Raw genomic sequence first — 13,309 nt, 5'->3', positions numbered from 1 at the left:
ACAGGCGTCCCGACTTCGGCGAGGCCGAGGACGGGACACGCGTGCGCGGACGGCCTCGAGGCTCAGGCCTGGCCGACTCCGGCGTCACGGGCACGGGCGATCAGCTCGGCGCGGCTGCCGACGCCGAGCTTGGTGAAGATGGTCGAGACGGAGTTGCGGATCGTCTTCTCGCTCAGGTGGAGGCGCGTGGCGATGGCCCCGTTGGACAGGCCCTGGGCGACCAGCTCGAGCACCTCCAGCTCCCGGTCGGTCAGCTCGGGGAAGGGCACGATCCGTCCACCGCGATCAGCGCCCCGGTTGAACAGGCCCAGCACCTTCGGACCGACCGTCGGGCCCAGGAGCACGTCGCCACCGGCGACCGCGTCGATGGCCCGGGCGATCTCGGCGCGCGAGGAGCCCTTGACGATGTAGCCACGGGCCCCCGCCCTCAGCGCCGACACCACGGACTCGTCGTTCTCCAGCATCGTCAGCACCAGCACCGCCGTCTCGGGCCGCTCGGCCACGATCCGGCGCGTCGCCTCGACCCCGTTCACGCCGGGCATGTGCAGGTCCATGATCACCAGGTCGGGGTTCACCTCGCGGGCCGCGGCGACCGCCTGCTCGCCGTCGGCGGCCTCGGCCGCGACCTCGACGCCCGGCATGGTCGCGATGATGTCGCCCAGCCCCTCGCGGAAGAGCGGGTGGTCGTCGACGACCAGGACCCGCAGCACGGTCTCGCTCATGAACCCTCCATCGGCAGTCGGGCCGTGACGCGGGTGCCTCGTGCCCCGCTGGCCAGGGTGCACGTGCCGCCGAGCTCGGCTGCACGTTCGTGCATCGACTCCAGACCGACCCCGACGTCCAGGCCGTCTGCCAGACCGGTCCCGTCGTCACAGACCTCGACGACGAGGTGTCGCTCCTCCATGGAGAGCCCGACCGTGACCGCGGACGGGCGGCCGTGGCGCACGGCGTTGGTGACCGCCTCGGCGGCGATCCGGTAGGCCGCGACGTCGACCGCCGCGGGCAACCCGGCCAGGCCGTCGACCTGCGGGTCGACCCGCAGCCCGAGGACGACGGTGCCGTCCTCGAACTGGTCGAGCAGCTGTCGCAGCGCCCCGGTCAGGCCCAGCCCGTCCAGCGAGGGCGGCCGCAGGTCGTCGACGATGCGGCGTACGTCGGACACCGAGACGCGCAGCGCCTCCCCGGCGCGCGACAGCATCGCTCGCGCCCGGACGGGGTCGGTGTCGACCAGGTCCCCCGCTGCCTCCAGCTTCATCGCCGCGGCCGAGAGTGCCGGTCCCAGGTCGTCGTGCAGGTCGTGCCGCAACCGGCGACGCTCCTCCTCCCGGGCGAGGACCAGCCGCTCGCGGGAGTGCTGGAGGTCCTCCTGCAGCGCGACGGCATGGGTGGCCGTCGCGGCCTGCCGGGCGAGCCGGTCGAGGAGCTCTCGCTCGCGCGCACCCAGCCCGGTCTCCCCCGCGCGGGGCGAGACCCGCAGCGTGCCGACCTCGCGCCCCTGGTGCACCAGCGGCACCGCGATCTGACGACCGCCGGGACTGCCGTGCTGGACCCGGGCCCGCCCGGGCGCGTCGATCGCCGCCCAGGGCAGCCGCAGCGCTCGGGTCACGGTCTCGACCACGGTCGGCAGGACGTCGTGCGTCGCGGCCTCGAGCGTCTCGGCCAACCGGTCGACCGCGGCCCAGGGCTCGTCACGGTCGGCGAACATCATCCGGTTCACCCCGCGTTGCAGGCGGCCGTGGAGCGGCTGGGCGGCGACCGCGGCGGCCACCAGTGCCACCAGGCGCTGGCCTTCGTCGAGGTCGCCCAACGCCACCCCCGCCGCGGCGACCAGTGCGGCATAGCCCGCCAGGATCGCCATCGTCAGCCCCGCGTAGACCAACGTCCGGCTGAGCAGGAGGTCGAGCTGCCACAGGCCGCGCCGCAGCACCGCCACGGCCATCGCCGCCGGGAGCGGCAGCATGGCCGCCGCGACCAGCCCGGGGACGTAGGTCGGGAGGGAGAGGCCGACGCCGAGCAGCACCAGCACGGTGGCCGCCGCCACCAGCACCCAGACCAGCTGGGCACGCTCGGCGCCGCGGGCGCGGCGCCACCGGACCACCAGCGAGGCCAGGCAGACCAGCGCACTCAGCAGGAAGGCCGGGAGGCTCGCGGCGAGCAGCACCTCGGCACCCGCGACCTCGACCGGGCTGGTGATGGCCCCGTACGCCGGGTCGGGCGGGAAGTCCTGGGCGTCGTACGGCGTGAGGGCCCAGCCAGCGGTGGCGACGACGACGGTCACGCCGCTCAGCCAGGCGGCGGGTCGCCAGCGGGGCGACGGCACCCGCCCGGTGGGGAACAGGAGGAGCAGGAGGGTGGGGACCAGCAGGTATCCCGGAGCCCAGGACCATCCTGCGATCCAGTAGGCCCAGGTGCCGCCCGGCAGGCTGCCCGGGTCGCTGACCAGGGCGGCGGTCGCCCAGACGTCGGCGGCCGTGGCCACCGCGTTGCTGAGCCCCACAACCAGCATCAGCCAACCCAGCGACAGGTCCGGCCGCCGCAACGCCACGATGCCGCCGAGACCACCGAAGGCAAGGCCGGCGACGACGCCGCGGGCCAGGTCGCCAGCGACCAGCGGCGTGTGTCCGGCCACCGCGGCCACCACGACCACGAGCACCAGCCCCACGCACAGCAGGCCGAGCGCCGCCCCGGCCCGGGACGCTGCGACCGACCCCCGCGGGATCGGCGGGCTCGGCGGGGAGGAGGTCGGCACCGGGACATGATCGCAGTGCCGACGTCCCGTGGCAGAGGGTTGGATGTCCCGACAGAAGTCGGGACACCCGACCGCTGACGGAGGGACGCCCCGGACGTGAGGCTCATGGCACCAACTACGTTCCCGAAAGGAACACGCCAATGACTCAGCGTCAGATCTCGATGGGTGCCGGTCTCCTCCCCCCGCAGCACGCGGTGGACGTCCCGGCTCCCGACCACGACGTACGCCGGGGCCTGCGACGGCTCCTCGGCGCGATCGCCGTGTCCTCACCCGTCCTCTTCGCGACCTTCGTCGCACTCGACCCGGGTCCGCTCCCGCGCGAGCCGGCCTCGGAGTTCCTGGGGGCCATCGCCGCGGCGCCCGGGCAGTACGTCCTGGCCACGACCGTGCAGCTCGCCGCGATGGTGACCGGCCTGGCAGTGGCGGTGGCCGTCGGGCTCGCGTTCCGGTCGTCGAGCCGCCGGCTGTCCGCCGTCGCCGGAGCCCTGATGGCCATCGGCTGTCTCGGCGGCACCGGCTTCGTCGGAGCGAAGCTCGTCGCGGCCGACCTGGTCGCCGACGCCGAGCCCCGACGCGGAGCGGAGGAGGCCTGGACCGCGGTGCAGAGCGGCCCGCTCTTCGACGTCATGTCGATCCCTCTGCTGATGGCCATCCTCGGCACCGTGGTCGTCACCATCGTGCTGGTGCGGGCACGGCGGGACATCTCGTGGTGGCCCGCCGCGCTCTACCTCGTCGGGTTCGTGATGAGCTCCGGCGAGTTCCCGGACCTGGTCACCTTCCTCGGGGCCCTGGTCCAGGTGCCTGCCGTCGTGGTCATCGCCAGGCAGCTGAACCGCTGATGAGCCCGGACCGTCACTCCCCCACCCACCGCACGACGAGGAACCACATGCCCCTCTGTCACGACACCCGGATCGCCTACAGCCGCACCGGCCGAGGTGATGGCCTCCCGATCGTGCTCCTGCACGCCGGCATCGCAGACCGGAGGATGTGGGACGACGTGCTGACACCCCTGTCAGCCTCGCGAGAGGTCGTCCGTCTCGACCTGCGCGGGTACGGCGAGTCGACCGCACGGCCCGACGGACCCTGGTCCCCGCGGGCCGACGTCACGGCCACCCTTGACGCGCTCGGCATCGATCGGGCGCACTTCGTGGGCTGCTCGCTCGGCGCCGGCGTGTGCGCGGAGGTGGCGGTGACCCGGCCCGACCTGGTGGCCTCCCTGGTCCTCGCGGCGCCGGGCGGCGCCCTGATCACCGAGGCCACCGACGAGCTGCGGGCCTTCTTCCGGGCCGAAGGGACGGCGCTGGAGGCCGGCGACCTCGATGCGGCCGTCGAGGCGAACCTCCGAGCCTGGGTCGACGGGCCGCAGCGCGGGCCGACCGAGGTCCGGGCCGACCTGCGGGCGGCGGTGGGGGTGATGCAGCGCCGCGCGTTCGAGCTGACGGCGGACTGGCCGGACTCGACCTGGGAGGCCGAGACCGAGCTCGACCCGCCGCTCACCGAGCGCCTCGGGGAGGTCACGGCACCGACCCTGGTGATCGTCGGGGCGCGCGACATCGACGCGATCAGGTCGGCTGCCGACCACGTCGCCAGCGGCATCGCCCACGCCCGGGCGGTTCTCTGGCCGGACGTGGCGCACCTTCCTCCGATGGAGCGACCAGAGGAGTTCGCCTCCGCCGTGCTCGCCTGGGTCGACGACGCCGGCGACCGAGCGGGAGGTGTCGAGCGCCGGTGACCGGAGGGACCTTCGTCCCGCCCGGCCGGTGACCGGCGACCCTGCCGTCGACGGTGCGGTCGCGGGAGTCTGGAGGCAACCCAGAAACCCACCATCCGAGGAGGAGATGACGATGAGCGTCATCCACCGCCAGCACCACATCAGCACCGAGGGCGTCACCACCGTCGAGACCCGGGAAGCCCACAGCACCGGCTTCGCACGCGCCCTCGCCGTCCTGCGGATCGCCTTCGGAATCACCTTCCTGTGGGCCTTCCTCGACAAGACCTTCGCCCTCGGCTTCCACACCGGCTACGACCAGGAAGGCAACCTGGACCGGTTCGGGGACGCGGCGTGGATCAACGGCGGCAGCCCCACCGAGGGCTTCCTGACCTTCGGTGTCCCCGCCGACAACCCCTTCCACGGCTTCTTCACCGGCCTCGCCGGTCAGGCCTGGGTCGACTGGCTGTTCATGATCGGCCTGCTCGGCATCGGCGTGACCCTGCTGCTCGGGGTCGGGATGCGGATCGGCACCGCGGCAGGCGCGCTCATGTACGCCTTCATGTACGCCGCCGTGCTCCCGCTGGAGAACAACCCGGTCGTCGACGACCACCTCGTCGGCGTGATCGTGATGGCCGTCCTCGCCCTCGGCGCGGCCGGCACCACGTGGGGGCTGGGTCGCTGGTGGAACCGCACGGACGTGGTGCAGAAGTACCCCGTCCTGAGGTGACACCAGTCCCTCACCGGACCCGGCGCCGTCCCCCCGGCGCCGGGTCCTCTGGCGTGCAGCGGTCCGGGTCGGACTCGACGTACGGCTCGTGATCGCGGAGCATCTCGCCCAGGAGGTGGGTGACCATGAAGATCACCGGTGCAGTTCTCGAGGAGGTCGGCCGACCCGGACCGTGGGCGGAGACCCGTCCGTTGACGGTGGGCGAGCTCGACCTCGACGACCCGGGTCCGGGTGAGGTCCTCGTGCGGATCACCGCTGCCGGGGTGTGCCACTCCGACCTGTCGGTGGTCAACGGCGACCGGGTACGTCCCGTCCCGATGCTGCTGGGGCACGAGGCCAGCGGCCGGGTCGTCGCCCGCGGCCCCGGCGTGTCCGACCTCGCGGTGGGCCAGCAGGTCGTCATGACCTTCCTCCCCCGCTGCGGAGACTGCGCGGGATGCGCGACCGGGGGCCGCCTGCCCTGCGTCCCCGGCTCGGCCAGCAACACGGCCGGCGAGCTGCTCGGCGGAGGGCGCCGACTGAGCCGGGACGGCGCCCCCGTCCACCACCATCTCGGCGTGTCGGCCTTCGCCACCCACGCAGTCGTGGACACCCGCTCGGTCGTCGCCGTCGAAGACGACTTGCCGCCCGACGTCGCTGCCGTCCTCGGGTGCGCCGTGCTCACCGGAGGCGGCGCCCTGCTCAACGCCGCACCACCCGAGCCCGGGCAGAGCGTCATGGTCGTCGGGCTCGGCGGCGTGGGCATGGCGGCGCTGCTCACCGCCCTCGCGCTCGGCCGCGGCGACGTCGTCGCCGTGGACGGGGTCGCCGCCAAGCGCGACCACGCCATGGAGCTGGGAGCCACCGCCGTGCTCGATCCGGGCGACCTCGCCTCGAGCGGACTGAGGTGCGACGTCGTCGTCGAGGCGGCCGGCAACGCCCGGGCGTTCGAGTCGGCGGTCGCCGCCACGGCCCCGGGAGGCCGTACGGTCACGGTGGGCCTGCCACCACCCGACGCCGTCGCGGAGGTCTCCCCGTTGCTCCTGGTGGCCGAGGCCCGCACGGTGATCGGCAGCTACCTCGGGTCGGCCGTCCCTGCCAGGGACATCCCGGTCTTCGCCCAGTGGTGGCGTGAGGGCCGGCTCCCGGTCGAGGCACTGGTCTCCTCCCGCATCGCGCTCGACGACGTCAACCGGGCCATGGACGAGCTCGCCGCCGCCTCGGCCCTTCGGCAGATCATCGAGCTGTGACCGCACCGGCCGCCGCCGGTGCGGCACCCCGCGTTCCCCCGACCGCCGACGGTCAGGGCACGTCCGGGCCCAGCTCCTGGACGATCTCGTCGGCCCACGCGTCGATCGCGGGCCAGTCGCGGAAGTCGCCGGCCGGTAGGGCGTCCCTGGACGCGGGCGCGTGGCGGAGCATCCGCTCGCCCAGGCCGATCGGCGGCGCGTCGGGGTCCCATGCGCCGAAGAAGACCATCTCCCCACGCGGCCGGAGGAGCGCGGTGAGCTCGTCGAACTCCTTCGGGCGGCTGGTCACCAGGACGTCGTGCCCCTCCTCGTCCACCCGGTCGGTGCCGAGCGGGCCGCTGCTGAACAGCCACACCGGCCGCTGCTGGAGCTCGGCACGGTGGCGTCGGGCGAACGCGGTGGCGTCCTTGAGCCAGTGGAACATGTACGCCGCGCCCCCGATGATCACGGCGTCGTACGGCGTGACGTCGCGGACCTCCGTGACCGGTCTGGCCTCGGCGGCCAGGCCCGCGGCGCGCAGCGTGGCCGCGACGCGTTCGGCGATGCCGGCCGTGGCGCCGTGGCGCGTGGCGTAGGCGACGAGGACTGTCATCGGGAGCTCCTTGCCGAGGGGTCCGTACGGTCCCGGGCCCGCGCCGTCCACATGGCCAGCCCTGTGGCCGTGAACGCCGCGAGCGTCAGCGAGGCGACCACGACGGAGATGTCCCGGTCGGTGGCCGCGTACAGCAGCGGCATGCCCGGGACCAGGCCGAGGAAGGACCCCGCCGCGGCGACGAGCGTCCACGGCCACACCGAGGCCCCGAGCCGGGCCGCCGGTCCCGGCTGAGGTGACGGTGGAGCGCCGATCCGGCTCGCGAGCAGGCCGGTGAGGACGCCGAGCAGTGGTGGGCCGAACCCGCCGCCGACCACCAGCAGGAGCAGCGACAGGCCGACCAGGAGCCGGCCGCTGCGGGGGCGGCGGGGACAGCAGCAGGCCACCACCCCGAGCACGAGCGCCACGAGTACCGAGGCGACCCCGGAGACCAGCAGGTCGGGGACCAGGCTCATCGCGGGCTCGCCGTCGAGCGGGTCGAACGCGGACACGTGCGGCCACGACTCGAACACGACCGAGGCCGGGGCGCCCCGACCCTGGGTGATCTCACCGAGACCGTGCTCGACACCGGTCGACGCGGCGAGGACGCCGAGGACTCGCACGGTGGTGACCGTCGCGCGGTCCCGCACGGCGCCGCCGGACGGCTCGACTACCGCCGCCGTGCGCTCGGAGCGGGTGTTGACGTCTTCCCAGAGCATGGATGGGCCTCCACCCCCAGCGCACCACGGCCGGGAGTCGGAGTGCAGGGGCTTAGGTCCCGGGCCGGCCGGGACGGGAGCTTCGGGAACGGCGCTCCAGCCCGGCGGGCGGGGGCTGCTCCGGCCGCGCGAGGAGCGACCGCCAGGCTTCGGCGACCTTCGACGCGAGGACGTCGACGTCGGGGGTGCTGCTCCCGTCCGCGGTGATGCCGAACGCCAGGCGGTCGCCATAGCTGAGGACCGCGAACCCGAGCCGCACCCGGTCCGCGATCGGCACGACCGGGAGGAGCTGCCGGACCGGGCGGCCGAGGCAGGTCAGCGGTGTCCGTGGCCCGGGCACGTTGGTCGTCACCGTCGAGACCTGCTGCTGGGGCAGGCGCAGCCCCCACCGCAGGCCGCGGTCGAGCACGGGGAACGGCAGCAGCCCCGCCAGGGCCTGCAGCACCACGCCCGCCTCGGGTTCGTGCGCCCGGCGCAGCCCGGCCACGCGCTCGTGGACCTGCAGCACGCGCTCGACCGGGTCGTCGAGCTCGACCGGCAGCATCGACAGCATCAGGGTCACCTCGTTGCCCGGGAGGCCGGCGGTGCCGGGTGCTCGTGCCGACACCGGCAGCAGGGTGCGGAGGGCGTGCGCGTCCGGCTGACGTCCGCGCTCGAGCAGCAGCTCGCGCAGGCCGCCGCTGATCGCCGCCAGCACGAGGTCGTTGACCGTGACGCCGAGCTCGCGCCGTACGCCCTCGGTCTCGGCGATGCCGACCTCCGTCCACGCGTAGCGCCGGGTCCCGTCGAGCGGGCCGAGCAGGCCGGCGCGAGTCACCGGCAGCAGTGCCGTGCCGAGCGCGAGGACACCTCGGGCCGCGGCCCGCAGGCTCCCCCCGGTGACGCCGGGCGCGGTCCCGGGCGGTGTGGGCGGCGGCTGGTCCGGGGCAGCCTCCGAGTCGAAGACCACGCGGTACAGGCCCGTGCCGGACACGCCGTCGGCGAGGGCGTGGTGCACGCGCGAGAGCAGCCCCCAGCGACCGTCGGCGAGCCCGACGCACACCGTGACGTCCCAGAGCGGTCGGTCACGGTCCATCCGCTCCGCCATGGCCTCGGCGATCAGTGACGCGACCTCCGCCCGCCCACCCGGGGCCGGGACCCGGCGCCGCGTGACGTGCCGCCGGAGGTCGACGTCGGGGTCGTCCTGCCAGGATGGCGCCCGTAGCCCGAACCGGTCGGGCACGACCCGCTGCTGGTAGCGCGGCACTGTCGGCAGCCGTGCGGCGACGACCGTACGCAGCTCGTCGACGTGCGGGGCCGGTCCGTCGAGCACCGCCAGCGAACCGATCACGAGGCAGGCCGTCGGGTCGACGTCCTCGGCGGCCAGGAAGGCGTAGGACAACGGCGTCAGGCGTTCCATCGTGACCTCCCCTCCTGCTCACCAGTCTGGTGGTCAGGCCGACCGGGAGCCGGGGGCGACAGTCCCGGATCGTGGTGACCTCCGGCCCTGTGACTCCTGCCCCGGCACCCGGCAGCATCACGACATGGCCGGTGCCCGTCATGTCGTGCGACCCGTCGACGACGTCTGGCTGGCGATGGACCAGCCGGACAACCTGATGGTCGTCGAGGGGCTGATGGTCGTCGACGGCGAGCTCGACCGCGCGACGTACGTCCGGCTCCTGCACGATCGCGTGCTCGACCGCTTCCCGCGGTTCCGCCAACGCGCGCGGCACGCCTGGTTGCCGTGGCCGGGGCAGTGGTGGGAGGACGACCCGTCCTTCGACCTCGACCGCCACGTCCGGGAGGTCCGGCTGCCGGCACCGGGCGACGACGCCGCGCTGGAGGACCACGTGGCGTCCTGCCTGTCCCGGGCCCTCGACCGGCAGCACCCGCCGTGGGAGGTGCACCTGGTCCAGGGGTACGAAGGCGGCACGGCGATCTACACCCGTCTGCACCACGCACTGGCCGACGGCACCGCCCTCTTCCGGGTCGTCCTGGCGCTGGCCGACGAGGAGCTCACGACCGAGCAGGACGCCGGCCGTGCCGGTCTGCTGCAGGTCGCGCGGGCGGCGGTCCGCGCCCTCCCGGGGACCGGACGGCTGCTGAAGACCCCGATGGTCGCCGAGCACCTCCTCCTCGCGCGCCGGCCCGTGTCGCCGCTCTCGGTGCCGCCGCACCACCGCAAGCGCGCCGTGTGGACCCCGTCGATCGACGTGGCCGACCTGCGCGGGCTGCGCCGCGCGACCGGGACGACGGTCACCGACATCGTCATGGCCGCAGTGGCAGGTGCGCTGCGCCGGTGGCTGCTCGCCCACGGCAGCGACCCCATGGTCGACGACCTGCCGACGATGGTCCCGGTCGACCTGCGCGGATCTGCCGCGCTGCGGGCCGACGACCTGGGCAACCAGTTCGCGCTGGTGCTGCTGGACCTGCCGGTGGGGCTCGAGAGCCCGCTCGGCCGACTCGAGGAGACCGCGGCGCGGATGCGCGCCATCAAGGAATCTCCGGAGGCCTGGCTGACGTACGGCCTGCTGGAGGGGATGGGGCTGATGCACCCACGGCTGCGCGTCCACGCCACCGACTTCTTCGCCCGGAAGGCGACGGGTGTGACCACGAGCGTCCGTGGCCCGGACCAGCCGCTGCACCTGGCCGGCCTGCCCGTCACGCGGATGTGGGCGTGGGCACCGATGTCGGCCGACCAGAGCCTGTCGACCTCGATCGTGGGCTACGCCGGCAAGATCCACATCGGCTTCAAGGTCGACAGCTCCGCCGTGCCGGACCCGCAGGCGCTGGTCGCCGGACTGCAGGCGGAGCTCGCCGAGCTCGTCGCGCTCGCGCCGCCCGGATGAGGTGGGACCCGCCTCGGTGTGTCCGGACGGGCCGTGGCGGGCGATAGGGTCTGGCCCGTGTCTGCCACGCTCGTCGCGAAGGACCTGTCCGGCGGACACGGTCACCGGGTCCTGTTCGAGGGACTGGACCTGACCGTCTCCCCGGGCGACGTGATCGGCGTGGTCGGCGCCAACGGCGCGGGGAAGTCGACGCTGCTGTCACTCCTGGGCGGGGCGGCGACGCCCATGGCGGGGTCCGTGTCCTGCGCGCCGCGCGACGCGTTCGTGGGGCTTCTCCCCCAGGAGCACGAGCGGGTGCCGGGCGAGACCGTGGCGGCCTACGTCGCCCGGCGCACCGGCGCCACCGAGGCGACGGCAGCGATGGAGTCCGCGGCGGCAGCTCTGGGCTCGGGCGAGGCCGGGGTCGACGACGCGTACGCCGTGGCGTTCGACCGCTGGATGGCCAGCGGGGCCGCCGACCTCGAGGACCGGATCGCGCCGGTGCTGGACGACCTGGGCCTCGACGTCGGCCCCGACGCACTGATGACCTCGCTGTCCGGCGGACAGGCCGCCCGCGTGGCGCTGGCGGCGCTGCTGCTGAGCCGCTTCGACGTGGTGCTGCTCGACGAGCCGACCAACGACCTCGACCTCGACGGGCTCGCGCGGCTGGAGGCGTTCGTCCAGGGCCTGCGCGGCGGGGTCGTCCTCGTCTCCCACGACCGCGAGTTCCTCGCGCGCTGCGTGACCCGCATCGTCGAGCTCGACCTGGCGCAGGGCCAGGTCACGGTCCACGACGGTGGCTACGACGCCTTCCTCGAGGAGCGCGCCATCGCCCGGCGGCACGCGCGCGAGGCCTTCGAGCAGAACGCCTCCACACGCGCCGACCTCGTCGCCCGTGCGCGCACCCAGCGCGAGTGGAGCTCGCAGGGCGTGCGCAACGCGATGAGGAAGAACCCGGACAACGACAAGATCCGCCGCAAGGCGGCCACCGAGTCCTCGGAGAAGCAGGCCCAGAAGGTCCGCCAGATGGAGTCGCGGATCGCGCGCCTCGACGAGGTCGAGGAACCGCGCAAGGAGTGGGTCCTCCAGTTCGACATCGCGGCCGCGCCCCGCTCGAGCACCGTCGTCGCCACCCTCAACGAGGCGAGCGTCAGGCTGGGCGACTTCGCGCTCGGTCCGGTCTCCGCGCAGGTCGAGGCCGGCGACCGGATCGGCATCACCGGCCCCAACGGAGCCGGCAAGACCACGCTGCTGCGGCTCCTCCTCGGCGACGCCGCCCCCGACACCGGATCCGCGTCATTAGGAGCCTCCGTCGCGGTAGGGGTCATCGACCAGGCGAGAACGGGTCTCGACGACGCCCTGGGCCTCGGGGACGCGTTCGAGGCCGTCGTCCCGGAGCTCACGCAGGCCGAGGTCCGTACGCTCCTGGCGAAGTTCGGGCTGAAGGCCGACCAGGTCGCCAGCGAGGTCGGCCGCCTCTCCCCCGGCGAGCGCACCCGCGCCGCCATGGCGCTGCTGCAGGCCCGTGGGGTCAACCTGCTGGTCCTCGACGAGCCCACCAACCACCTCGACCTCCCCGCCATCGAGCAGCTGGAGCAGGCCCTGGACTCCTACGACGGCGCGCTGCTGCTGGTCTCCCACGACCGCCGGCTGCTGGAGAACGTACGGCTCGACCAGCGCTGGGAGGTCGACGCCGGACGGGTCGTGGTCCGCCACGTCTGACGTGGCGAGGCCGGCCCGCGCGGCCGATGCAGCCGCGCGACGTACGCCCCGCGCCGCGCACCGAGGCGACGCGCGTCGCGTGCCGCCCAGGAGACGAGCCAGAGGAGCAGGGCTCCGAGGATGACGAGATCGCTCATGATGACCACCACCGTTGTCGCTGGACCGAGCACCGCAGGCGCTCGAGGGCGGTCAGGGGTGGTCTCTCCCGTTCGGTGCGGAACCCGGCCGCCGGGCCCGTGGGGCCGTGGTGACGGTCGACCGGAGGTGGGTTACTCCCCAAGCCTGACTTGCGGACACATTATCACGAATTGCGTTTCGTACCAGTGTCGCTGCGACCGACGAGGTCCACGAAGGACCCGAGCGTCACGCCCGCCTCGAGGTCGTGCCGGAAGTGGGCGCCGCGGGTGACCTGGTAGCGGTTGCGGCGCCCCACCTTGTCCTTCTGCACGTACCCGTGACCCACGAGGTCCGCGATGATCTGCTGCACCGCGCGCTCGGTGATGCCCACCGCGTCGGCCAGGTCGCGGGTGCGGGCGTCCGGATCCCGGGCCAGCGCCACCAGGACGTGACCGTGGTTGGACAGGAAGGTCCACGCGTCCCGACTCACAGCGAACCACTTTACGCGATCTCGCCTTCGCGAGTCCGGACGCCTCCGCTGGGCCGCTCGGCGCCGTGCGGGCGCCTCAACCCGCCTCGGCGACCACGTCCTTCTCGAGCGCGAGGCGCACCTGCTCGACGAGGTCGACCAGCGAGAACGGCTTGGCGAGCACCGCGTCGGCTCCGGCGGCGAGGGACGTCGACACGTGCTCGGGGCCGGCGCAGCCACTGACGACGAGGATCGCCCCCCGGTAGCCGTCGGACCGCAGCAGGCGCACGGCCTCCAGGCCGTCCATGTCCGGGAGCCCGCGATCCATGACCACGGCGTCGAGCTGGACCTGCCGGGCGTGGGCGCGGGCGGCTTCCCCGGCGCCCTCGCTGTGGACCTCGAACCCGGCCCGCGTGAGCACGAGGCCCATGACGTGCACGAGGTCGGGTTCGTCCTCGACGATCAGCACTGTGGCCACTCGTTGAAGG

General features: G+C 73.9%; 13 protein-coding genes. 6 read left to right on the top strand and 7 right to left on the bottom strand.

All coding sequences use genetic code 11. The annotated features are described in order from the left end of the window. Positions 1-62: 62 nt before the first annotated feature. Positions 63-722, bottom strand: coding sequence for a response regulator (locus IEZ24_RS05995; RefSeq protein ID WP_129453697.1), 660 nt, complete (start codon positions 720-722; stop codon positions 63-65). Beyond that, the gene (locus tag IEZ24_RS22260) at positions 719-2,749 is read right to left on the bottom strand and encodes a sensor histidine kinase (RefSeq protein WP_129453696.1); all 2,031 of its coding nucleotides are present in this window, start codon (positions 2,747-2,749) and stop codon (positions 719-721) included. Before IEZ24_RS22260 ends, IEZ24_RS05995 begins: the two co-directional genes overlap by 4 nt. Before the next feature lie 140 nt (positions 2,750-2,889). Here IEZ24_RS22260 and IEZ24_RS05985 point away from each other — a divergent pair, with 140 nt between their 5' ends. The 4 genes from IEZ24_RS05985 to IEZ24_RS05970 all read left to right on the top strand — a co-directional run bounded on the left by IEZ24_RS05985 (position 2,890) and on the right by IEZ24_RS05970 (position 6,416). Beyond that, positions 2,890-3,588 (top strand): DUF4386 family protein, encoded by a 699-nt coding sequence (locus tag IEZ24_RS05985; protein WP_129453695.1) that lies wholly within the window; start codon positions 2,890-2,892, stop codon positions 3,586-3,588. 47 nt (positions 3,589-3,635) lie between these two features. After that, on the top strand, positions 3,636-4,481 hold the full coding sequence (locus tag IEZ24_RS05980) for an alpha/beta fold hydrolase (RefSeq protein WP_165355974.1): 846 nt from the start codon (positions 3,636-3,638) through the stop codon (positions 4,479-4,481). 112 nt (positions 4,482-4,593) lie between these two features. Next, a complete protein-coding gene (locus IEZ24_RS05975) occupies positions 4,594-5,187 on the top strand; it encodes a hypothetical protein (RefSeq protein WP_191192823.1) in 594 nt (197 codons plus the stop codon). A gap of 125 nt (positions 5,188-5,312) precedes the next feature. Next, positions 5,313-6,416, top strand: coding sequence for an alcohol dehydrogenase catalytic domain-containing protein (locus IEZ24_RS05970; RefSeq protein WP_129456531.1), 1,104 nt, complete (start codon positions 5,313-5,315; stop codon positions 6,414-6,416). Between the two features lie 52 nt (positions 6,417-6,468). On the opposite strand, the gene IEZ24_RS05965 is transcribed toward IEZ24_RS05970, so the two are convergent. The 3 genes from IEZ24_RS05965 to IEZ24_RS05955 are packed head-to-tail and all read right to left on the bottom strand — an operon-like array spanning position 6,469 to position 9,105. After that, entirely contained in the window at positions 6,469-7,008 is a 540-nt protein-coding gene (locus tag IEZ24_RS05965; protein ID WP_129456530.1) for a flavodoxin domain-containing protein, read from the bottom strand. Then, positions 7,005-7,706: a hypothetical protein gene (locus tag IEZ24_RS05960; protein ID WP_129456529.1), complete on the bottom strand. Its 702-nt coding sequence runs from the start codon at positions 7,704-7,706 to the stop codon at positions 7,005-7,007. The genes IEZ24_RS05965 and IEZ24_RS05960 overlap by 4 nt, the downstream gene beginning before the upstream one ends. A gap of 52 nt (positions 7,707-7,758) precedes the next feature. Continuing rightward, a complete protein-coding gene (locus IEZ24_RS05955; RefSeq protein WP_129456528.1) occupies positions 7,759-9,105 on the bottom strand; it encodes a wax ester/triacylglycerol synthase family O-acyltransferase in 1,347 nt (448 codons plus the stop codon). Positions 9,106-9,229: 124 nt separating this feature from the next. On the opposite strand from IEZ24_RS05955, the gene IEZ24_RS05950 reads away from it, so the two are divergent. Together IEZ24_RS05950 and IEZ24_RS05945 are read left to right on the top strand one after the other, a co-directional pair. After that, positions 9,230-10,534, top strand: coding sequence for a wax ester/triacylglycerol synthase family O-acyltransferase (locus tag IEZ24_RS05950; RefSeq protein WP_129456527.1), 1,305 nt, complete (start codon positions 9,230-9,232; stop codon positions 10,532-10,534). 57 nt (positions 10,535-10,591) lie between these two features. After that, entirely contained in the window at positions 10,592-12,235 is a 1,644-nt protein-coding gene (locus tag IEZ24_RS05945) for an ABC-F family ATP-binding cassette domain-containing protein (RefSeq protein WP_129456526.1), read from the top strand. 301 nt (positions 12,236-12,536) lie between these two features. Here IEZ24_RS05945 and IEZ24_RS05940 read toward each other — a convergent pair whose 3' ends face one another. Together IEZ24_RS05940 and IEZ24_RS05935 are read right to left on the bottom strand one after the other, a co-directional pair. After that, positions 12,537-12,842 (bottom strand): helix-turn-helix transcriptional regulator, encoded by a 306-nt coding sequence (locus IEZ24_RS05940; RefSeq protein WP_129456525.1) that lies wholly within the window; start codon positions 12,840-12,842, stop codon positions 12,537-12,539. Positions 12,843-12,918: 76 nt separating this feature from the next. Beyond that, complete coding sequence (locus IEZ24_RS05935) at positions 12,919-13,299, bottom strand: response regulator transcription factor (RefSeq protein ID WP_129456524.1); 381 nt, start codon at positions 13,297-13,299, stop codon at positions 12,919-12,921. Between the last annotated feature and the right edge of the window lie 10 nt (positions 13,300-13,309).

This window comes from Nocardioides ganghwensis, assembly GCF_014779655.1.
Classification (GTDB): Bacteria; Actinomycetota; Actinomycetes; order Propionibacteriales; family Nocardioidaceae; genus Nocardioides; species Nocardioides ganghwensis.
The sequence above is the reverse complement of the archived record's forward strand: the minus strand, read 5'-3'. Positions and strand labels throughout refer to the sequence as shown.